The 20,508-nt window shown below is 67.5% G+C and carries 20 protein-coding genes; 9 read left to right on the top strand and 11 right to left on the bottom strand.

Translation table 11 applies throughout. The features are described from left to right. Positions 1-70: 70 nt before the first annotated feature. Together ACIP5Y_RS16225 and cobF are read right to left on the bottom strand one after the other, a co-directional pair. Positions 71-1,690: an AMP-binding protein gene (locus ACIP5Y_RS16225; RefSeq protein WP_400350869.1), complete on the bottom strand. Its 1,620-nt coding sequence runs from the start codon at positions 1,688-1,690 to the stop codon at positions 71-73. A gap of 74 nt (positions 1,691-1,764) precedes the next feature. Next, positions 1,765-2,529: a precorrin-6A synthase (deacetylating) gene (gene cobF, locus ACIP5Y_RS16220; RefSeq protein ID WP_400350868.1), complete on the bottom strand. Its 765-nt coding sequence runs from the start codon at positions 2,527-2,529 to the stop codon at positions 1,765-1,767. A 20-nt stretch (positions 2,530-2,549) separates the two neighbouring features. Here cobF and ACIP5Y_RS16215 point away from each other — a divergent pair, with 20 nt between their 5' ends. From ACIP5Y_RS16215 to ACIP5Y_RS16195, 5 genes are all read left to right on the top strand, one after another. Further along, positions 2,550-3,356 (top strand): thymidylate synthase, encoded by an 807-nt coding sequence (locus tag ACIP5Y_RS16215; RefSeq protein WP_400350867.1) that lies wholly within the window; start codon positions 2,550-2,552, stop codon positions 3,354-3,356. Next, positions 3,353-3,850: a dihydrofolate reductase gene (locus tag ACIP5Y_RS16210; RefSeq protein WP_400350866.1), complete on the top strand. Its 498-nt coding sequence runs from the start codon at positions 3,353-3,355 to the stop codon at positions 3,848-3,850. The genes ACIP5Y_RS16215 and ACIP5Y_RS16210 overlap by 4 nt, the downstream gene beginning before the upstream one ends. 125 nt (positions 3,851-3,975) lie before the next feature. After that, complete coding sequence (locus ACIP5Y_RS16205; protein ID WP_400350864.1) at positions 3,976-4,302, top strand: cupin domain-containing protein; 327 nt, start codon at positions 3,976-3,978, stop codon at positions 4,300-4,302. A gap of 74 nt (positions 4,303-4,376) precedes the next feature. Then, entirely contained in the window at positions 4,377-5,414 is a 1,038-nt protein-coding gene (locus tag ACIP5Y_RS16200) for a Dyp-type peroxidase (RefSeq protein WP_400350862.1), read from the top strand. A 3-nt stretch (positions 5,415-5,417) separates the two neighbouring features. Continuing rightward, a complete protein-coding gene (locus ACIP5Y_RS16195; RefSeq protein WP_400350859.1) occupies positions 5,418-6,218 on the top strand; it encodes a family 1 encapsulin nanocompartment shell protein in 801 nt (266 codons plus the stop codon). Between the two features lie 5 nt (positions 6,219-6,223). Here the strand turns inward: ACIP5Y_RS16195 and ACIP5Y_RS16190 are convergent, their stop codons facing one another. Beyond that, the gene (locus ACIP5Y_RS16190; RefSeq protein ID WP_400350857.1) at positions 6,224-6,769 is read right to left on the bottom strand and encodes a CGNR zinc finger domain-containing protein; all 546 of its coding nucleotides are present in this window, start codon (positions 6,767-6,769) and stop codon (positions 6,224-6,226) included. A 91-nt stretch (positions 6,770-6,860) separates the two neighbouring features. Here ACIP5Y_RS16190 and ACIP5Y_RS16185 point away from each other — a divergent pair, with 91 nt between their 5' ends. Together ACIP5Y_RS16185 and ACIP5Y_RS16180 are read left to right on the top strand one after the other, a co-directional pair. After that, positions 6,861-7,265: a 4-oxalocrotonate tautomerase family protein gene (locus ACIP5Y_RS16185; protein ID WP_400350855.1), complete on the top strand. Its 405-nt coding sequence runs from the start codon at positions 6,861-6,863 to the stop codon at positions 7,263-7,265. A gap of 103 nt (positions 7,266-7,368) precedes the next feature. Continuing rightward, positions 7,369-9,183, top strand: a complete 1,815-nt coding sequence (locus ACIP5Y_RS16180) for a protein kinase (RefSeq protein WP_400350853.1) — start codon at positions 7,369-7,371, stop codon at positions 9,181-9,183. Between the two features lie 423 nt (positions 9,184-9,606). Here ACIP5Y_RS16180 and ACIP5Y_RS16175 read toward each other — a convergent pair whose 3' ends face one another. Both ACIP5Y_RS16175 and ACIP5Y_RS16170 read right to left on the bottom strand, forming a co-directional pair. Further along, positions 9,607-10,041, bottom strand: coding sequence for a hypothetical protein (locus ACIP5Y_RS16175; RefSeq protein ID WP_400350851.1), 435 nt, complete (start codon positions 10,039-10,041; stop codon positions 9,607-9,609). Positions 10,042-10,106: 65 nt separating this feature from the next. Continuing rightward, entirely contained in the window at positions 10,107-11,159 is a 1,053-nt protein-coding gene (locus ACIP5Y_RS16170) for a C2 family cysteine protease (protein ID WP_400350849.1), read from the bottom strand. A 294-nt stretch (positions 11,160-11,453) separates the two neighbouring features. Here ACIP5Y_RS16170 and ACIP5Y_RS16165 point away from each other — a divergent pair, with 294 nt between their 5' ends. Then, positions 11,454-11,696, top strand: coding sequence for a hypothetical protein (locus ACIP5Y_RS16165; protein ID WP_400350847.1), 243 nt, complete (start codon positions 11,454-11,456; stop codon positions 11,694-11,696). Positions 11,697-11,818: 122 nt separating this feature from the next. Beyond that, positions 11,819-12,685 (top strand): Fpg/Nei family DNA glycosylase, encoded by an 867-nt coding sequence (locus tag ACIP5Y_RS16160; protein WP_400350845.1) that lies wholly within the window; start codon positions 11,819-11,821, stop codon positions 12,683-12,685. Between the two features lie 26 nt (positions 12,686-12,711). Here the strand turns inward: ACIP5Y_RS16160 and ACIP5Y_RS16155 are convergent, their stop codons facing one another. The 6 genes from ACIP5Y_RS16155 to ACIP5Y_RS16130 all read right to left on the bottom strand — a co-directional run bounded on the left by ACIP5Y_RS16155 (position 12,712) and on the right by ACIP5Y_RS16130 (position 20,451). Further along, on the bottom strand, positions 12,712-15,384 hold the full coding sequence (locus tag ACIP5Y_RS16155; RefSeq protein WP_400350843.1) for a non-ribosomal peptide synthetase: 2,673 nt from the start codon (positions 15,382-15,384) through the stop codon (positions 12,712-12,714). Positions 15,385-15,409: 25 nt separating this feature from the next. After that, positions 15,410-16,234, bottom strand: a complete 825-nt coding sequence (locus ACIP5Y_RS16150; RefSeq protein WP_400350841.1) for an SDR family oxidoreductase — start codon at positions 16,232-16,234, stop codon at positions 15,410-15,412. Further along, a complete protein-coding gene (locus ACIP5Y_RS16145) occupies positions 16,224-16,919 on the bottom strand; it encodes a thioesterase II family protein (protein WP_400350839.1) in 696 nt (231 codons plus the stop codon). The genes ACIP5Y_RS16150 and ACIP5Y_RS16145 overlap by 11 nt, the downstream gene beginning before the upstream one ends. Positions 16,920-17,095: 176 nt before the next feature. Further along, positions 17,096-18,607 carry a carboxylesterase/lipase family protein gene (locus ACIP5Y_RS16140; protein ID WP_400350837.1) on the bottom strand — a complete coding sequence of 504 codons (1,512 nt, stop codon included), beginning with the start codon at positions 18,605-18,607 and terminating at the stop codon, positions 17,096-17,098. A gap of 55 nt (positions 18,608-18,662) precedes the next feature. Further along, positions 18,663-18,908 carry a DUF2630 family protein gene (locus tag ACIP5Y_RS16135; RefSeq protein ID WP_397000759.1) on the bottom strand — a complete coding sequence of 82 codons (246 nt, stop codon included), beginning with the start codon at positions 18,906-18,908 and terminating at the stop codon, positions 18,663-18,665. A 106-nt stretch (positions 18,909-19,014) separates the two neighbouring features. Next, a complete protein-coding gene (locus ACIP5Y_RS16130) occupies positions 19,015-20,451 on the bottom strand; it encodes a PLP-dependent aminotransferase family protein (protein WP_400350835.1) in 1,437 nt (478 codons plus the stop codon). Between the last annotated feature and the right edge of the window lie 57 nt (positions 20,452-20,508).

Here is a 20,508-nt window from a genome sequence, read left to right as displayed (position 1 = left end):
CCTCCACAACGCGACTGCCGGACACCGTACCCGCCGGTCGGCTACCGCGCCCGGATTGCCGCCGACCGGGCTAGGCCCGCGCGGTCCCGAACTGTTCGCGCAGCACGAAACGCTGCACCTTCCCGCTCGGCGTCTTGGGCAACTCCGGCAGGAAATGAACGCGCCGCGGATAGACGTGCGCGGCGAGCTTCTGCTTCACCAGCTGCTGCAGGTCCGCGACCAGCGCATCGTCCGGCGTCGTGCCCGGCGCGGCCACCGCGACCGCGATCAGCACCTCGCCGCGCAATTGATCCGGCACCCCGATGACGGCCGCCTCCGAGATCGAATCATGGCTGGTGAGAACGCTTTCCACCTCGAACGGGCCGATGCGGTACCCGGCCATCAGAATCACATCGTCATCGCGGGAGGCGAAGGTGAAGTAGCCCTCGGCATCCCGGGCCGCCACATCGCCGGTGACATACCAGCGGCCGTCGGTGGTGAACCGCGCGGCACTGCGTTCGGGCGCATCGCGATAACCGCGGAAGGTGAGCAGCGGACTGTCCGTCGCGATCGCCACCCGGCCGGATTCGCCGACCGCGGCGGGCGCATCGGACTCCAGGCCCAGCACCTCGACCGTGTACCCGGGCATGGGCCGGCCCATCGACCCCGTCTTGAGCTCGCCGACCAGATCCGGATGCCAGGCATTGACCACCGTCATACCGGTCTCGGTCTGCCCGTAGTGATCCCGGATCTCCACGCCCAGTACCTGTTTCGACCAGGTGATCACATCCGGTGTGAGCGGCTCACCCGCCGAGGACAGCCGCCGCAACACCAGGCCTTCCGGTTTCGGGCTGTGGCGCAGTGCGCGGAAGACCGTCGGCGCGGCAGCGAAATTGGTGACCCCGAACTCGCACAGCACCCGCCAGGTCAAGGCCGGATCGAACGGGGCGCACAACAGCAGGCTGCGCCGCCCCACGGCCATGGGCGCGAGGATCGCCATATAGAGCCCGTACGCCCATCCGGGATCCGCGATATTCCAGAACACATCGCCGTCGGCGTAATGAATGCCGTACTCGAGATACATGACCACCCCGGCCATGCCGCCCAAGCGCATGGGCACCGCCTTGGGCGTCCCGGTGGTGCCGGAGGTGAACAGTTCCACCAGCACGCCGTCCCCGCCGATGGCCACCGATTCCGGTGCCGGGCCGGTGTTTTCGAGCAGCTCGGCGAAGGCGATATCGTCACCGTCCGCCGCGCCGGTGGTGATGACCCGCCACTCGCGGTCCGCGGGCAGGTCCGCGCCGGGGGCCAGCTTGGCCCGCTGCCCGGCATCGGTGATGACGAACTTGGTTCCGTTCCCGGTGACCCGCATGGCAATCGCGCCGGGCGCGAAGGCGGTGAACAGCGGGACATGCACCGCCCCGATCCGCCACACGGCCAGCAGCGCCACCACCAGCTCCTGCGACTTCCCCATCAGCGTGGCGATGCGATCACCCTCGCGCACACCGAGTTCCAGCAGGGCGGCCGCGACTCGCTCGGAGCGCTCACGCAATTCACCGAAGGTGAGGTCCGCGCTGCTCAGATCGGACTGGATGAAGGTGAAGGCCACCGCCTCCGCCGGATGTCGATCGCACAGCAGCTCGGCCGCATTCGCGTCGGCGGCACCGTACTCGGCGCGCAGTTGCTCGGCTCGTTGGATCGGGCTCGTCATGCATACCTCCACTCAACCTGCGACCGACTATTGACGCTTCGTCAGTAGTGCGTCAAGAGGTTCGAGATTTGCAATCAGTGGCCTCGGCTCAGGCGGTAGACATCCATGATCCAGCCCTTGCGCTCCCGCAGCGCGGCGCGGCGCCGCACGATCCGCTGTTCGACCACGCGCAACGGGCCTTCGACGATCACCTCATCGGGCATCCCGACGTAGGCGCCCCACCAGATGTAGACGTCATCGCCGGGCACTTCCGTGAACGAGCAATCCCCGTCCAGCATCACCACCGTCGACTGCCCGGCGGTCAGCCCTTCCTCGCGCAGCTTGCGGCCCGTGGTGATGTGCAGCGGCTCGCCGATCTCGTGCAGCACCATGCGATGCGCGGCCGCCAGCGCCTGCACGCTGGTGATGCCCGGAATCACCCGGTATTCGAAGGTGATCCGCTCGCGTTCGAGCACTCGCTCCACGACGCGCAGCGTGCTGTCGTACAGCGCCGGATCACCCCACACGAGAATGCCGCCGACACCCTCGGTTTCGGCGAACGCCTGTTCCAGCAGGGCGGCGCGCCGCTCGTGCCAGTCCTCGACCACCGATTGGTATGCGGCATCCGCGCCGGTGCCCGGGACGGTCCGATCGCGCGGCGGATCGGCGATCTCCAGCACCTGGTGCGGTTGCCCGGCGTGCGCGGCGAGAATCGCGGCGCGCACATCCACCAGTTCCTGTTTCTCGGCCCCCTTGCCGATTACGAAGAACGTGTCTACCTGCTGCAATGCCTTGACGGCCTGCAGCGTCAGCTGGTCCGGGTCCCCCGCCCCGATTCCGATCACATATAGCTTCCGCACGGTGCGTAAGCTTGCCAGGCGTGGATACGGCCCGAGATACCCAGTACGAGGACCTGCTCCGACTGGTGCTGGAGTCCGGCACGCCGAAGGCGGACCGGACGGGCACCGGCACCCGCAGCATCTTCGGTCATCAGCTGCGCTACGACCTGTCGCAGAGCTTCCCGCTGATCACCACCAAGAAGGTGCACCTCAAATCGATCGTGTACGAGCTGCTGTGGTTCCTGCGCGGCGACTCCAATGTGAAGTGGCTGCAGGACAACGGCGTCACCATCTGGGACGAATGGGCCGACGCCAATGGTGAGCTGGGACCGGTCTACGGCGTGCAGTGGCGCTCCTGGCCGACCCCCGACGGCATGCACATCGATCAGATCGCGCAGGTGCTGCAGACGCTGCGCACCAACCCGGATTCGCGCCGCATGATCGTGTCGGCCTGGAACGTGGCCGATCTCGACAAGATGGCGCTGGCCCCCTGCCACGCCTTCTTCCAGTTCTATGTGGCCGACGGCAAGCTGTCCTGCCAGCTCTACCAGCGCAGCGCGGACCTGTTCCTGGGCGTGCCGTTCAATATCGCCAGCTATGCGCTGCTCACCCTGATGGTGGCGCAGCAGACCGAGCTACAGCCCGGCGAATTCATCTGGACCGGCGGCGATGTGCACATCTACGACAATCACGTGCAACAGGTGCGCGAGCAGCTGAGCCGGGAGCCGTATCCGTTCCCGCAGCTGCATCTGCGGCCCGCGCCCTCGCTGTTCGACTACGCGTACGAAGACGTGGAACTCGGTGGCTACCAGCATCATCCGGCGATCAAGGCTCCGGTGGCCGTGTGAGCCGTACCGTAGGGCTGATCTGGGCGCAGACACCGGACGGAATCATCGGGCGGGACAACACCATTCCGTGGCGGGTGCCCGAGGATATGGTGCATTTCAAGGACGTCACCTGGGGCTACCCGGTGGTGATGGGACGGCGGACCTGGGATTCGCTGCCGCCGCGGTTCCGGCCGCTGGCGGGGCGCCGCAATATCGTCGTGACCCGGCAGGCCGACTGGTCCGCCGACGGGGCGGAACGGGCGGGCTCGCTGGAAGAGGCGCTGGAACTCAGCGGCGACGGGACGGTGTGGGTCGCCGGTGGCGGTGAGATCTACCGGGCCGCAATGACTTTCGCCACCGAGCTGATGGTGACCGAAGTGGACGCGGACATCGACGGGGATTGCCACGCGCCGGCCATCGGCCCGGAATGGCGCGCCGATGGGGATCCGTGGCGGGAGTCCGCGAAGGGTATCCGCTACCGCTTCCTCCGTTATCGCCGCGCCTCTCCGGGCTAGAGGTAAGAGCGGGCGATAACGCCGACATTCCGCGTTGCAGTAAATCCTGCACACGCGCACCCGAAACGGCCGATCCGCCGGGAGGTGTCCGGCATACTCACGGATACCCCGGCGAAAGGCAGTCCATGGACAAGAAATCGCTGACCGCGGTTGCTCGCCAGCAACTGAAGCAAGCGTCGACCGCCTCGAGCGGGCGTAGTTCGTTGACCATCTACGGGGGTCACACGCACAGCTTGCGGCAGACCGTGATCGCGCTGACCGCGGGTCAGACGCTGGCCGAGCACGAGAATCCGGGCGAGGCGACCGTGGTGGTGCTCAGCGGTGTGCTCGTGCTGATCAGCGGCACCAATGAGTGGAAGGGCTCGGCGGGCGATCTGATCGTGATCCCCAATGCCCGGCACAGTGTGAAAGCCATCGATGACGTGGCGTTCCTGCTGACGGTTGCCAAGTAGGTCCCCGGCGATGACGGTGGACACGGGGCGACCGGGCGTCCAGTCCACTTGCGTCGCACTCTAGGCTGGAGCCCATGGGTGAGCCGCAGCCGATCCTCGAGCCCCTCACGCCGGCCGCGATCTTTCTCGTCGCCACCATCGACGAGGGCGGTGAGGCAGCCGTCCGCGACCTGCTGGCCGAACTGCCGGGCCTGCGCCGCTCGGTCGGATTCCGGGTACCCGGCTCCGGACTGGTCTGTATCACCAGCATCGGCGCCACGGCCTGGGACCGCCTCTTCACCGGACCCAAACCGGCTGAACTCCACGAGTTTCCGGGTTATCAGGGGCCGCAGCACCAGGCGCCGGTCACGCCCGGCGACCTGCTGTTCCACATCAAGGCCGAAACCCAGGACGCCTGCTTCGAACTCGCCATGACCATCGGCGACCGGCTGGCGGGGGCGGCGACCATCGTCGACCAGACGGTCGGCTTCCGCTACTTCGAACAGCGCGATCTGCTCGGCTTCGTGGACGGCACCGAGAATCCGGAGGGTCAGCTCGCCGTCACCTCGGGACTCATCGGCGAAGAAGACGCCGAATTCGCCGGTGGCAGTTACGTGGTCGTACAGAAGTACCTGCACAATCTCGGCGACTGGCGCGGCATCTCGGTGGAGGAACAGCAGCGCGTCATCGGCCGCACCAAACTCGACGACTACGAACTCTCCGATGCGGACAAGCCCGCGAATTCCCATGTCGCGGTGAACGATCAGGACGACAACGGCACCATCGTGCGCGCCAATATGCCCTTCGGCAGCGTCGCGGACCAGGAGTTCGGCACCTACTACATCGCCTACGCCGCGAGCCCGTCCATTCCGGATCTGATGCTGCGGCGCATGTTCCTCGGCACCGGCGAGGCCGACTACGACCGCATCCTGGACTTCTCCACCGCCGTCACCGGCACCCAGTTCTTCACCCCGCCCGCGGGATTCTTCGACGCACTACCGGCCGCGCCCGCGCCGGCGGCGCAGGAATCCGTGTCCACGAACGGTACTGCGTCCGCGAACGGCGCAGGGTCCCCGAACGGCCTCGCGTCCGGGGACGGTTCGCTCGGCATCGGCACGTTGAAAAGGAGCTAACGCATGAACAACCTCCATCGCGAACTCGCGCCGATCACCTCCGAGGCGTGGTCGGCCATCGAAGAGGAAGCCACCCGAACCTTCAAGCGGCACATCGCCGGACGGCGCGTGGTCGATCTGTCCGGGCCGCACGGCACCGACTACTCCGCGGTCGGCACCGGCCGCCAGCAGAGCATCGCCGCGCCCGGCGAGGGCGTGCAGGCCCGGCAGCGCGTGGTGGTCCCGCTGGTGGAATTGCGCGTCCCGTTCACCCTCTCGCGCGATGAACTCGACAATATCGAGCGCGGCGCGCAGGACGCGGACCTGGAGGCGGTGAAGGACGCGGCCAAGAAGATCGCGTTCGCCGAGGACCGCGCCATCTTCGAAGGCTATGCGGCGGCGGGCATCGCGGGCATTCGCAGCAGCAGCTCCAACCAGCCGATCAAGCAGCCCGGCGACCCGCGCCTCGCACCCGAGGCGGTCGCGCAGGCCCTGTCCGAGCTGCGGCTCGCCGGCGTCGACGGCCCCTATTCGGTGCTGCTGTCCGCCGACCTCTACACCGCGGTCAGCGAGACCTCCGACCACGGCCACCCGATCCGCACCCACATCGAGCGCCTCATCCCCGACGGCGAGATCATCTGGGCCCCGGCCATCGACGCCGCCTTCGTACTCTCCACCCGCGGCGGCGATTTCGATCTGCAGCTCGGGCAGGACCTGTCCATCGGCTACCTCTCGCACGACGCCGAATCCGTCCAGCTCTACTTCCAGGAGAGCCTGACCTTCCTCGTCTATACCGCCGAAGCCGCGGTGGCGCTGGAGGTCTGAGCCTGCTAGGCCCGGGCCTTCTCGTTCCGGTAGGCGCGGACCCGCTCGCGATTACCGCAGGTGGCCGATGAGCACCAGCGGCGCGGGCGGCCGCCACCGGAGGTGACGAAGACCGTGCCGCAGGTATCGGCCTCGCACTGATGCAACCGGGCCCGCTCGGGTCCGGTGAGCAGATCCACCGTGTCCCGGGCGATTTCGGCCAGGACGTCGTTGCGGGTTTCGGGACCGGCTGCCAGGTGGTAGCCGGTTTTCTTGTCCCACAGTAGTTTCCGCTGCGTTGCCGATCGGGCCGCGGCGGTGTTCAGCGTGCCCAGGGCGGCGTCGGCGGGGCGCCGATCGGTGGCGGCGGCCGCGACCGCTTCGTAGATCGCTTCGCGCAGTGTGCGAGTGGCGTCGAGATCGGCTTCGGTGCACTGCCCGGCGGTCAGGCCCTGGGACGTCAGCCAGGCGCCGAGTGCGCCGGGATCGGTCAGGGTCTCCACCGGGCTGTCGGTGAGCCGTTTGCGCAGGGTCGCCACCAGGGCCAGGCCGGGGCGTTCGGTAGCGGTCATGAACTTACCTCCTGTAATGGATTGACACATTACATCATCGAGGGGTAGTAATGATACGAATCATTACCGATCCGATTCGGAGCCGATACCAATGCCTTTCGCTCGCTTCACCATCGCCGCCACCGACATCACCCCCGAGGTACAGGCCGCCCTGGCCTCCGGCGTCACCGCACTGCTGGAGAAAGATCTGCTCAAGGAACCCGAAGTCACCGTCGTGCACGTGAACCTGGTTCCGGCCGACCGCTGGTTCGTCGCCGCGAGCCGGATCGAACAGGTGACCGGCGCGCATCTCGAGGTCAGCATCACCGCGGGCACCAATACCGCCCAGGAGAAGGCCGCCTTCATCGAAGACGCCTACGAGTTGCTCGCCGAACAGCTCGGGGCGCTGCCCGCCGCCGCGTATGTCGCGCTCTACGAGCTCGACGGCGAGAGCTACGGCTACAACGGCGTCACCCAATTGGCGCGGCGCCGGATGGACCCGGCTGAAAAGGACTGATATCGCCCGTTGGACAGGCCTCGGCGATTGTCTCTACAGTCGCCGAGGAACGGGTAATCGGTCCGGCAGTGGCGTTGCCCCTGAGGTTTCGGAGGGTGGCCTGGTGGACGCCGTGGTCGGTGAGTCCTTTGCCGGATACCTGATCGAGGATGTGCTGGGCCGGGGCGGCATGGGCACCGTGTACCTGGCCCGGCATCCGCGGCTGCCGCGGCAGGTGGCGATCAAACTGCTCAACCGGGAGGTCTCGGCCGATCCGGAGCTACGGGCGCGCTTCGAGCGTGAGGCGACGGTCATCGCGCGCCTGGACCATCCGTGCATCGTGGCGGTGCAGGACCGCGGCATCGACGACGGGCAGCTGTGGCTCGCCATGCAGTACATCCACGGCACCGACCTGAGCCGGCTGGACTTCCGGGCCCTCACCGTGGGCCGGGCCCTGCGCATCATCGGTGAGATCGCCGCGGCCCTGGACTACGCGCACGGCCAGGGCGTCCTGCACCGCGACGTCAAACCCGCGAACATCCTGCTGGCCGCGCCCGAAGCCGGCCGCGCCGAACGCGCCGTCCTCACCGACTTCGGCATCGCCCGCCTGCTCGCCTCCACCACCCACCTCACCTCCACCGGAACCTTCGCCGCCACCCTGGCTTACGCCTCGCCCGAACAACTCTCCGGTGCACAGGTCGACCACCGCTCCGACCAATACTCCCTGGCCTGCACCCTCTACACGCTGCTCGCCGGTCACTCGCCCTTCGACGCCCCCGATCCGGGCCGCGTGGTCGCGGGCCACCTCACCGAACCCGTTCCGCCCCTGCACCGCCCGGACGTACCCCCGAACCTCGAGGCGGCCCTCGTCCGCGCCATGGCCAAGCAGCCCGGCGAAAGATTCGGCGGCTGTGGAGAATTCGCCACGGCCGCCCTGACCGCATTCCACCACCCCGCCCGCAGCCCTGCTCCCGGTTCGCTCGAACCGCCTACCCGCGCCCTGGATCCGCGCGCCGGCGTTCTCGGCCCGACCCGAGTCGCGCGGCCGGAGAACGCCCTCCCTGACAAGCCGGATTCGGTGCGGCGCAATCGATCCGACGGAACCGGTTCCGGCATCGCGAACGCGGCGTGGTCCACGCGAGCAAGCGGTTCCAGGCCCGGCGGAACGGATGCGCCGCGCCCCGGGGCGGCCGATAATTCGACACCGGATGGGAGAGCCGTACGTGGCGAGGTTTCCCGCCCCGGCGGGCTGCCGCCGATGCGACCCGATATGCCGCAGTCGGCGCGCGCGGATATGCCACAGTCGATGCGCGCGGATACGCCACAGTCGGCGCGCGCGGATATGCCACAGGCGGCACGCGCGGACATGCCGTGGCCGCGAGCCGATGGGCCGTGGCCGCGCCAAAGCGGATATTCCGGCGAGGCGGCGCCCACTGCCATGGATGGTGGCTTCGCGGAAGGGAATTCGGGTCGGCAGCGCGGGTGGCCGACCGCAGAGCCGACCGTGAAGCCGGCCGGGGCCGGCGCCGCCCTGGTCGCCGGCCTGCTGTCGCTGCTGCTCGGTGCGCACTTCGCCTATCGAGCGCGGCAGCCGCTCAGTGAGGTGCGCTGGTTCGTGCAGAACCGTGCCGGGCGCCTCATCGATCCGCCGGTCGCGAACCACCTGCTGGTGCCCGCCGGCCTGCTGGCGCTCACCGCGGCCTTGCTGATCCTGGGCGCGGTGCTGCTCTTCGCTCGCCGCCGGTTGGGCCGTTGGCTGTCCATCCTCGGATCCCTGTCCGCGCTCACCTTCTGCTCGGTCGGCATCTTCGTCTTCCCGCAGTGGCACGACCCCGAATACGGGGCTGTTTTCGTCGCCTCCCTGGTAGTCCTCGGCGCGGCCTCCACCACTCCGGTCATTCGCTGGCTCGCCGCGGGACGCGCCTTGCGAACGCGGTGAGACAGCAGCGACCGGGAACTCGTGGTGGCGAAACGCCGTGCAGCCCTCCACTAGTTCCCGGTCGGCGACACTTCAGATCAGCGGTACTGGGTGGCCATCCGGAACTGCCGCATGTCGCGCTGTTCGACGGACAGTGCGGCTCACCGGAAGATCAACCCGCTGTGGCCACCTGACCGCCGACACCGCACAGCCGAGTTGAGGGCGTTTCATCCACCGCCGTCAGCGGATTCCAGCAGGCCGACGATCACACCTTGATGCAAACTGGAGCCCGTGGTGGAGGATCCGATCGAGCTGGAGAGCTAAGCGCGGGCAGTTGTTGTCGCAGTCGAGTGAGCTCCGTCGCGCGGTCGCGAAATTGTCCGACGGGTATGCGGCTGGCGATGCAATGGAGAGAGCTGCCCAGTACACGGCCCCTCAGTCACCTCATTTGGGGACCGGTATTACGAACTTCTGCAACGCCAACTCGGTGGTGTCCTTTCGGCAGTCCATCGCGCGGTTGGGCAACTCCGTGTCCTTCGATAGGGGCGAGGCGACGAAACAGTTCCATCCGCCAGTGGTCGTGAACTCGATGTCGAACGATTTCACCTGGGTGTATGCCTCGGCCAACGCCGCATCGGCAGCACCGCAGGTGATGGAACCGTGCACGACCGTTGGCAGATAATCCGAAGCGTAGAGCGCGAGCCATTGCTGGGCCGGGGTGCCCGAGGGATCGAAGGCTCCGCAATTGTCACCTCGGGCAACCACCACACTGGGGGCTTTTGCCGATGGCACACGGGCGAGCGGGCTGGGGGACGGCTGGGGAGATTGACGTTCCGCCATGAAATGAATGACCAGCCCGATGCCGACCACGATCGCCACTACGCTCACCGTTACACCCACCTTGGTCCAGCTGATGGCCCTGCTCGTGTTCACTGACCTGCGATTCAGGATATCCCCCCAACCGTGAAGTACTCGACGCCTTCAGCGGCGGGCGTACTGGCATATCTGTCGTCTTTACCGAGGTTGAGCCACTTACCGCCAGGATAGGTGTCTGGGTATGGCGAAGGGTCGGAGCCTCCATTGGGGTCGTCGCCGTTTTTGAGGTTGAACCCCCACGGGTTGTCCACCAGTGCCCAATAGGTGCCGTCTTCGTCCCGGTGCATGCTTACCACGTCGTAGACATGGTTGTTCGAAAGACCATATTTATGCGGATCCACTCCGACGGGTGTGGTCGACGTGCCGACGTCCATCACCACGGGCTTCCCGTCGTCCACCTGCGCCATCACACTTGACAGGCCCTGGCTTATCGGACCGGCGTCCCACGCCACCGTCGCTTGGCCCGTCATAGCTCGAAGTCCATCCCATCCAAACCCGCCATGGTTCAGCACGTTTAGGCCGTCCTGCATGGCTTTCGGACTGTCGGCATCGGTTCCGCTCTGGATCCTGGCCTCTGCGGCTTCGAGCACTGCAGGCCAGAGAACGGTCTGCGGCGGATGCTGCTGCAAGATCGCCTGCACGTCAGCCAACGAGACATCCACATCGTGATTGTGGCCTTTGAAGTCGTTGATACTCACGTCATAACCGCCGGTGCCATCCGAGTGAATCATGTTGTTGATGTACCCCGATTTTCCGAGTGTGTCGGCGACTGATGCCTCGGCGGCGTCGAAATAACAGTCGCCGATACTGCCCTGCATGACATCACGCGAGTGTGGTCGGTTGTCTTTGGGATCGAACAGTGGCGGTAGCGGCGCGTTCGGCGCATCCTGATGCATCGGTCCATCAATCGAACCCGCAGTCGCAGGTGACGCCATCTGCCTCGTGAATTGGGGTGTACCTGCACGGATCATTCCGGCGGGGTCGAATCCCCGCCCGTCCAAGGCATGCATGGTTCGGTCGAGTACTCGAGCAATGGCCGTGTTGACGCCGATGTGCGGCACGAGCCCCGTGGGAATGTTGTTGAGGTGTGGTATCAGTCCGAAGGCTCTGGGCGTGGTCACGATATCTACTTCCGGTGAGCGATGTTCGCATTGAGAAAGACGGTCTGAGCGAGCCTGGCAGGCAGCGCCGCGACTTCTGAAAAATATCACCGCCGACATAGCCGGATTGTCGATCGCCCAACACGGTTTGATCTGCGGCGCAACAGTAATGAAGGGCGTGCCTGTGCCACCTGCGGCGGCGTGAGCTGCAGGCAGAGTGCGACGACAGGCCGTATCTGACACAGCTCCTAGCCGTGAACGCACCTACCTACCGCCCGGCGGTAGCTCCTTGTTGTCACCAGATGCAGACCACATTTGACACAAATACGACTGGGCTCGGTGCTGCTCTTCGCCCGCCGCCGGTTGGGCCGGTGGCTGACCATCTTCGGAGCCCTGTCCGCGCTGACCTTCTGCGCGGTCGGCATATTCCTCTTCCCACAGTGGCACGACGTCGAGTATGAGGCCGTCTTCGTCGCCTCGCTCGTGGCTCTCGGTGCGGCCTCCACCACCCCGACCATTCGCTGGCTCGCGGCGGGCCGCGCTCTGCGCCGTAGGTGATCGTCCAGCTCGCGGCGTTCGGAACCAGCGGGTGTCGGCGGGCCACGCTAGGGTGGGGTTGTGAGATCCGCCCTGGTCAGAGGGTATGGGGTGGATGACTCGGGAACCGGGAGGAGATCCCCTTGCCTGAATTGCCGGAGATCGTGGCGCTCGAGCAGTTTCTGGCCGAGCATGCGGTGGGTGCCGTTGTCGGGCGGGTGGATGTCGCGGCGCTGAGTGTGCTGAAGACCTTCGATCCGCCGGTCACCGCGCTGTCGGGGCGGGACGTGACCGGGGCGGGGCATTGGGGGAAGCATCTCGGGCTGGAATGCGATGGGCTCTGGCTCATTACGCATCTGTCGCGGGGCGGGTGGCTGCGGTGGATCGATGAACCCGGGGCGGCGCCGCCCAAGCCGGGGAAGGGACCACTGGCCTTGCGGGTGCATTTCTTCACCCCGGAAGGAGCCACCCCGGCCTTCGACCTGACCGAGGCGGGGACCAAGAAGCGGCTGGCGGTGTGGGTGGTGGCGGATCCGCTGACCGTGCCGGGGATCGCGCGACTGGGACCGGACGCCATGGCGGTGAGCGAGCCCGAGTTCGCGGAACTGCTGGGCGGCACCTCGCAGCGGGTCAAGAACGCGCTCACCGATCAGACCGTGCTCGCGGGCATCGGGAACGCCTACTCCGACGAGATCCTGCACACGGCCAAGATGTCGCCGTTCGCCACGGCCTCGGGCCTGGACGCCGCGCAGCTCGCGCGGCTGTATTCGGCCATGCGAGCGACGCTCTCGGATGCCATTCAGCGGTCGGTGGGGCAGGATGCCGCCCGGCTCAAGGGCGAGAAGCGTTCCGGCATGCAGGTACACGCCCGCACCGGGCTACCGTGCCCCGTCTGCGGGGATACGGTGCGCGAGGTCTCCTTCGCGGACAAGTCCTTCCAGTACTGCCCCACCTGCCAGACCGGCGGCAAGATCCTGGCCGACCGGCGCATGTCGCGCCTGCTCAAGTAGCGCGCGGACATTCGCCGGCCGGTGCGCTAATCGCTCAGGGCGGCAACCAGATCCTGGAACACCGGTGACTTGTACAGCGTGGTCAACGGCATGGTCACCGCGTTCTTGGTGAGCTCGTTGCTCAAATGGATGGCGGCCAGCGAGTTACCGCCGGACAGGAAGAAGTTGTCCTCCGGCCGCGGCTCGTTGCCCAGCACCTCGCTCCAGGCGGCCGCCAGAATCGACTGGGTCGCGGAGACTTCGGCCACTACCGGCTCGTCGGCCGGGCTCGGGTCGGCGGGGGTCTCGCCGAGCTGCGGGACCGGCAGTCGCGCGACATCGACCTTGCCATTGGTGGTGAGCGGAATCGACTCCACCACCGTGTAACTCGCCGGATGCATGTACGAGGGCAGCGTGCGGGCGATGGCGCCGCGCAGCTCGGCCGTATTCGCCTCGGCGCCCACCACGTAGGCGTCCAGCCGGAGCGTGCCGAACCGGCCGCCCGCCGCGCACAGCACGGCCGCGTCCCGGATACCCGGGTAGCGCATGATGCTGTTGCGGATCTCGTCCAGCTCGATGCGATAGCCATTGATCTTGACCTGGTGATCGATGCGCCCGAGATGTTCCAGCGTGCCGTCGGCGCGGATCCGGCCCAGATCACCACTGCGATACCAGCGCCGCCCGTCGCTCCCGGCCACGAACTTGGTCGCCGTCAATGCCGGTTTGCCCGAGTAGTAGAGCGCGAGACCGGCTCCGGCCACATGGATCTCGCCCGGGAAGCCCGGCGGGGCGGGCCGCAGATCGGGGCCCATGACCGCGTAGTGCCAGCCCGGGATGGCACGGCCGACCGCCCGCGGTGCGTGCAGCGCAATGTGTTTGCTCACCGTCTGCACGGTCACGTGCACGGTGGTCTCGGTGATGCCGAACATGTTCACCAGCCGGCAGCGCCGCTCGGGATAGCGGTCCAGCCAGGCGGAAGCACTCGCCGCCTGCAGGGCCTCGCCACCCAGAATCACCAGCCGGAGCTCGTCCAGCAGCGGGGCCGACGCATCATGGTCGACCAGATGCGTGAACGCCGAAGGGGTTTGGCTGAGCACGGTCACGCCCGCACTGCGCAGCAAGGCATGGAATCGGGCGGGATCCCGCGCCGTGTCCTTGGCCACCACCGCGGCCGTGCCGCCGGTGATGAGCGCGCCCCAGATCTCCCACACCGAGAAATCGAATGCGGGCGAATGGAATACGCTCCACACGTCGTTCTCGGTCAGCGCGCATTCGACGGCGAGCGCATCGATCAGCGCCAGCACGCTACCGTGCGCGATCACGGTGCCCTTGGGGCGACCGGTGGTGCCCGAGGTATAGATGGCATAGGCGGGCGCCTGCCCGGACAGACCTCGGGGCAGGGTGACCGCCGGGGCCTCTGCTTCGATCAGTGCCGAGAGGCCGACCGCGCGCACGGAATCCGGGAGTGAATCCAGCAGTTTCGCGTCGACGACGGCCACCCGCGCGCGGGAATCCTCGATGATGTAGGTCAGGCGGTCGATCGGAAACTCGATATCGACCGGAACATACGCGCCGCCGCACTTCCAGATGCCGAGCATCAGCGCGAACAGGCCGGCGGACTTCTCGGCCGCCGTCACCACGAAATCGCCCGGGCGCACACCGAGTGTCAGCAATCCCGCCGCGATGCGATCGGACAGTTCATCCAGCGCCCGGAACGTCGTCGCGTCCGTTCCGTGCAGCACGGCGATCGATTCCGGGCGGGCGGCGGCATGCGCGGCGACGCGCTGTTCTATCCGGCCGGATACCGTGGCGTGCTGCCCGATCTCCAGCGGAATCGTCGCGGAGTCAGTGGAATACGTGATGTCCCGGATGGTCAGCTCCGGACCGGCCGCTCGAATCTGCTGGTAGACGAGCCCGGTCACCTCGGCGAGCTGATCGAGGTAATCGCCCGTCCGGCCGTGCACCTCGATCCGGGCCGTTGTCTGCGTAACCGGTCGAATCGCGATATCGAAATCGTATGCGGAATTCGATTCGGGGAGAAAGGTTCCCGGTGCGCCGGTGTAATCGACGACTCGGACGGCCCGCAATTCGCGATCGCCATCCGGCGCGGCCACCGCAACGAAATTCAGCTGCGACATCACCGACTTCACGGAACCCCGGGGATCGACTTCGCATTTCACGGACAGCAATTTCAGCGCATTGTCCGCCGCGACCAGATCGACCGACAATGCGCCGGTATCCAGAAAACGCGCCAGCGTGATAACGACGGCGGCGGTGAATTCATCACTCCGCAGCTGATCGGCGAGTTCGATATTCCCGACTCCCGCACGCTCACCTGGACTTTCGGAAAGCCAAGTGATCGGCAGCGCCCCGAGCCGGTCGAATTCGGCGGCTATCGTGCCCAATCCGGCAGCGGCCGACAGCACCACATCCGCGACCCCGTCGGAATACCGCGTGTATGTCAGGCGTGCGCGCGATCCCGCGTCCAGGGAATGGCCCAGTTGCTGCCGGACAATGCGCGCGGCAGCGGCCGAGGACGCCGCGAAAGGGACGCTCCGCGACCAGATTCCGATGGCTTCCGGATCGACGCCGATGGCCGCGGCGACCAGCTCGACGAGGGTGGCGGCACTGTGCGCGGGCGCATCGAAACGCACCGCGACGGCGGCGGGGAGCGCGGTGACGACCGGCTGCGCGAGCGCGGTGTCCTGGGTCATTGTCATATACCGGGCCTCTGTGGTGGTGCGATCATCGAGAAGTGAATCCGCCGTCGACCGTCACGACGGCGCCGACCACACTGCGGCTCCGGCTCGATGCCAGCCAAGCCACCGTCTCGGCGATATCCGCCGCGGCGACAAGGGCATTCGAGGGCTGATCACGCAGGAACAACTGCTCGTGATCGCCGTCCAGGTCGAGGGCATCGGCGACCTCGCGGAGCATGCGGCCCTCGAGTTCGGGTGCGTCGTGGATGGATCCGGGGCAGATCGCATTGACGCGGATACCGTGCGGGGCCAGATCCAGTGCGGCGGCCTTCGTCAGGCCGACCAGTCCGTGCTTGGAGGCCACATACCCGGCGAAGTTCCGATAGCCGACCAGCCCGGCCGTCGACGCGATATTGACGATGCTGCCCGAACCCTGCTCCTTCATGATCCGCGCGGCCGCGGACATGATCCGGAACGGCCCGGTCAGATTGATATCGAGCATGGTCGCCCAGTCCTCTTCCGAGACACGGTCGATGCTCTCGCCGGACGGCGCGACGATCCCGGCGCAATTGACCACGACATCCAGGCGGCCGAACCGTGCCGTGGCCAGCTTCATGACGGCCTCGACATCAGCGCGCTCGCGGACGTCGCCGAGGAAGGTCTCGGTATCGGCGCCGGCCTCCAGGCACAAGCGCCGCGTCTGCTCGAGCTGGCTCTCCGAGCCCAGCGGGTACGGCACCTCGGGGGTGTTCCGCCCGATGTCCATCAGCACCAGCGACGCGTTCGATTCGGCGAGCCGGACCGCACACGCCCGGCCCACGCCGCGGGCGGCGCCGGTCACCAGCGCGACGAGGTTCTCGTTATTCGGCATCGGCGGTGTTCGCCAGGGTGGCAACGAGTTCCAGGGTCTCGTTCAGCCGGTCGGTGAGGTACATGTGCCCACCGGGAACCGTCTGCAGCGTGAACTTGCCGGTGGTCGCCTTGCTCCAGCCGAGCACATCCTGCTCGGAGACCAGCACGTCGTCGCTGCCGCGCAGCGCGGTGATCGGCGCCTCGATGATCGCCGACGCGTCCGCCGTATACGACTCGTGCATCGTCACATCGCCGCGCAGGGTCGGCAGAATGATGGTGCGCAACTCCGTATGCGCAAGCGCCGGATGGGAATACCCGGCGAAGGTCTCCACCTGTGCAATGAATTGCTCGTCGGTGAGGCCCGTCGCGCGCTCGGCACGCGGATTCCACGGATCCGGAGAACCGCTCACGAATACATGGTCGACGACGTCCCCGAGGGTCCGCGCCAGCTCGAATGCGAGAATTGCGCCGAAGCTGTGTCCGAAGAGCAGGACCCGGGTTTCCGGGGCATTCTCCGCGCGGACCTGCCGTGCTATATCGCCCACCGTCACATGGAGATCCGCCGAGGGCGCATCGCCGAATCGTTCCTCGCGGCCGGGCAGTTGAATCGGCAGGATGTCGATTCCGGCGGGCGATTGTGCATTTCGAAAAAACGAAGCGCCAGAACCGGCGAACGGAAGGCATACGAGTTTGTGGTTCGGCATACCGGAGATAATCGCACGGTCGCGAGTTGGGCCGAGTCGATCGAAGTTGCGATTGCCCGCCACCGACCGCGGCCGCGCGGACCGTCGCGGGGCCGCGGGTCAGCCTGATCTGTTGTGATAGGCAGCACGAATTACCCGGTGAGTGATGTATATCACGTTTCGGTGGATCGTCCGGCTCAGGTCAGCGCGGGAATGCGGACCCCCTGCCAGGCGAGACGCTTGGTCTTGTCGGGGTCGTACGCCACGTGCGGCGGGTAGTCGATGATCCAGGTCGCCCGGCGGTCCTCGGTATAGGCGGGCCACGACGGGAGCGGGCTGCCCGTGCGCGCGAAGGCCAGCCAGTTGTCCATGAACTGCCTGGTCACCGCGCGGAGGCCGCGCTGACCGCCGGCGATGGTCATGGCGCGTCCGATCGGGGTATCGGTGGCGCCGAAGACCGGCAGCAGGTCCAGGGCATGGGTCGCGCCGAAACCTGCCAGTTGGATTGCGCGCGGGGCGAAGTCGAACCGATAGGCATAGGTCGGGGCGTATCGGCTGTGCGATTCCATGACCTGCAGCGACGGCCGCCAGAAGGTGAAATCGCCGCCCACCCGGACCGCCGCCTTCGGACTTGGATAGCCGGGATACGCGGCGGTGACCCGGGATTCGGCATCGGCGCCCGACTGCCGCAACAACCAATGGATGCGTTCGGGCGTGGTCGGGAGGGTGTCGTCGAAGCGGGTGAAGAGGGTCGCCTCGTCCTGATTCGTGCCGATGATCAGCGGCACCCGATGCGCGGCGCCGCTCGCGAACGCGTCGATGGGGGAGAGCGGCAGATACTCGCCGTCCACCAGCGGTGCACCCGGGAACAGGCCGGGCTGATCGTGCAGGATCCGGTTGATGGCGCGATCCACCGCGCGGCGAATGTCATTGGCGGAGGCCGTGCGCAGCCGCTCCGCCGCCGTTGTGGCGGTCGCGCCGAGCTCGGTCACACAGCGCTGCGCGAAGAGTTTCGCATCGGCCGGGGACGAAGCCCAGTCGGCGGGCGGACTCTGCGAGATGCCGCGATGGAACAATCCCGCCGCCGCGGGCGTGGCGAACAGGGCGAGAACGGCATGCGCACCGGCGGATTCGCCGAAGATGGTGACATTGCCGGGGTCGCCACCGAAGGCGGCGATATTGCGCCGCACCCATTCCAGGGCCGCCACCTGATCGCGCAGACCGAGGTTGGAGTCGAAAGCGTTTGCGGGCGTGGAGTATTCGCTGAAATCGACGTACCCGAAGGCGCCGAGCCGATAGTTGATCGACACCACGATCACATCGCCGCGCACCGCCAGCCGGGCGCCGGAATACAGTCCCAGCGCGGAGGTTCCGATGAAATAGCCGCCGCCGTGGATGAATACCATGACCGGGCGCGGGCCCGCCGCCGGTTCGTTCGGGACCGTGACATTCAGGGTCAGGCAGTCCTCGCCGGTCGGCTGCTGCGTCCGCGGGCCGATGCGGGCGCCATTGCGATGCTGCATTGCCGCGAAACCGAATTGGGTCGCATCCCGCACCCCGCGCCACGGCTGCACGGGTTGCGGCGCACGGAATCTCAGCTCACCGACCGGCGGCGCAGCAAAAGGAATGGACCGCCAGCGTGATACGCGGCGGCCCCGGAGACCGCGAACAGTGCCGTCAGCGGTCGTGATGTCTGTCGTTGCCACCATTCAAGAAGAGTAGCGGCGTCGGCCGTCTCCCAGGCAGACCGAGACGGCCAATCGGCTACTGCAGATAGCCCTCGACCTGGCGGGCGGAGGAGGCTTCGGCTTCCTCGGGGTTGCGGCCCTGGTCGATGCGGGCGCGGCGCTGGCGCAGCAGGTCCCAGCACTGGTCGAGCATGACCTCGAGTTCGGCGAGCTGTCGGCGTTCGGTCTCCGGGTCGACCTCGCCCTTGGTGGCCTGGGAGCGGAGTTCGTGCTCGCGATCCACCAGGTCCTTGATGCGGCCGAGGATGTCCTGTTCGCTCATGGAATCTCCACTCTCGTAGTCGGCGCGGGCCGGTTGCCGGCCCGCATTCCTCACCGGGTCCACTCTACGACCCCGCCCGGTTTGTGCCGCGGTTTGTCCGGCCGGTTCAGCCGGCGGCGAACGCCGCCGCCCGGGCGAGGATCGGGCCAGCCAGCGCGAGCGCCCGCGGCAGGTCGGCGCGGGAAAGCGCCGCATAGCCGATGGCGATGCCGAAGGTGTGGCGCGGGCCCAGGTGATAGCGGCCCAGACCGTCCAGTCGCAGCCCTGCCGCGCGCGCCTCGGCGACCGCCCGATCCTCCGCGGCGGCGGTGGCCAGCGGGACCACCACATGCGAGCCGGCATCGTCGCCGAGCACCGGCAGCCCGTGCCGGCGCAGTTCCGCCACCACCAGCGCGCGCCGCGGCGGCATCTCGCGGCGCAGCCGGCGCAGGTGCCGGGACAGATCACCGTGCCGGGCCAGCTCCGACACCACCTGCTGCCCGGCGGGCGCCGGGCCGGTGCCGGTCAGCTCCCGGTAGGCCAGCACGGCCGCGGCCACGGCGGGTGCGGCGACCAGCCAGCCCACGCCGAGGCTGGGGGTCAGGATCTTGCTGGTGGTGCCCAGATGCACCACCAGGTCCGGCGCGAGCGTGGCGAGCAGCGGTAAAGGCGCGGTGTCGTAACGCAATTCGCCGTCGTAGTCGTCCTCGAGAATGACCGCGCCGGTCCGCCGCGCGAACTCCACCAGCGCCACCCGCCGGGCCGCGGGCAGCCGCGCGCCCAGCGGAAACTGGTGCGCGGGTGTGCAATACACCGCCTTCGCCTGTTCCGGAATCAGATCCACCCGGAGCCCCTCGGCATCGACCGGGACGCCCACCAGGTCCACCCCGGCGGCTTGCAGCGCGCCGATGGCCCGCGCATAGCCGGGATCCTCGATGGCGACCACATCGCCGGGCGAGAGCAGCGCGGCCGCGAGTTCCCCCACGGCCGAACTGGTTCCGGCCGTCGCCAGCACCATGCTCGAACTGCTCGCCCCGAGCCCGCGATGCCGCAGCAGATGTTCGGCCACCGCCGCTCGATAGTCAGCCTCTCCACGACGGTCCTTGCGCACCAGCGGAATTCGATCGGACGCTGCGCGCCACGCCCGCCGCCACGCCGCCGGATCCAGGGTTTCGATCGACGGCGCGCCCGCGGCCAGATCCAGCAGGCCGTCCGCCGGATCCCCGCGCACATCCGTGGTGGCCGGCTCGGCCACCGGCTGTGGCGAAGCGGTCAGATAGGTGCCCGACCCGTGCTTCCCGCTCAACCATCCTTCGGCATGCAACTGGTCATAGGCGGCGGTGACGACGGTCCGGCTGACTCCGAGCCGATTCGCCAGTTCCCGCGAGGACGGCAGCCGATCGCCGCCGCGCAATGCCCCCGCCGTGGCCGCACTCCGCAACCCGTCCGCCAATTGCACCGCCAGCGGCACCCCCGCGGCCCGATCGAGACCGAGCGGCAGATCCTCGACCGCGACCTGCGAGCCGGACCGCGTCGATGCGGTGCCCCGAGATGCTGTTTCCACGGAATTGGACCTCTCGCCGTGTGAGCCGTAGACCGTATCAGCATGCCACTTCGGGTA

This window comes from Nocardia sp. NPDC088792 (assembly GCF_044750615.1).
In the GTDB taxonomy this organism is placed as follows: domain Bacteria; phylum Actinomycetota; class Actinomycetes; order Mycobacteriales; family Mycobacteriaceae; genus Nocardia.
Note: the sequence above shows the minus strand (reverse complement) of the source record. Positions and strands in the feature narration are given on the sequence as shown.

What these genes read in the sequence shown, in the direction of transcription:
- ACIP5Y_RS16225 (WP_400350869.1), bottom strand. Translation starts at nt 1,690, where the DNA reads ATGACGAGCCCGATCCAACGAGCCGAGCAACTGCGCGCCGAGTACGGT.
- ACIP5Y_RS16205 (WP_400350864.1), top strand. Translation starts at nt 3,976, where the DNA reads ATGGACAAGAAATCGCTGACCGCGGTTGCTCGCCAGCAACTGAAGCAA.
- ACIP5Y_RS16200 (WP_400350862.1), top strand. Translation starts at nt 4,377, where the DNA reads ATGGGTGAGCCGCAGCCGATCCTCGAGCCCCTCACGCCGGCCGCGATC.
- ACIP5Y_RS16195 (WP_400350859.1), top strand. Translation starts at nt 5,418, where the DNA reads ATGAACAACCTCCATCGCGAACTCGCGCCGATCACCTCCGAGGCGTGG.
- ACIP5Y_RS16190 (WP_400350857.1), bottom strand. Translation starts at nt 6,769, where the DNA reads ATGACCGCTACCGAACGCCCCGGCCTGGCCCTGGTGGCGACCCTGCGC.
- ACIP5Y_RS16185 (WP_400350855.1), top strand. Translation starts at nt 6,861, where the DNA reads ATGCCTTTCGCTCGCTTCACCATCGCCGCCACCGACATCACCCCCGAG.
- ACIP5Y_RS16155 (WP_400350843.1), bottom strand. Translation starts at nt 15,384, where the DNA reads ATGACAATGACCCAGGACACCGCGCTCGCGCAGCCGGTCGTCACCGCG.
- ACIP5Y_RS16150 (WP_400350841.1), bottom strand. Translation starts at nt 16,234, where the DNA reads ATGCCGAATAACGAGAACCTCGTCGCGCTGGTGACCGGCGCCGCCCGC.
- ACIP5Y_RS16145 (WP_400350839.1), bottom strand. Translation starts at nt 16,919, where the DNA reads ATGCCGAACCACAAACTCGTATGCCTTCCGTTCGCCGGTTCTGGCGCT.
- ACIP5Y_RS16140 (WP_400350837.1), bottom strand. Translation starts at nt 18,607, where the DNA reads ATGGTGGCAACGACAGACATCACGACCGCTGACGGCACTGTTCGCGGT.
- ACIP5Y_RS16135 (WP_397000759.1), bottom strand. Translation starts at nt 18,908, where the DNA reads ATGAGCGAACAGGACATCCTCGGCCGCATCAAGGACCTGGTGGATCGC.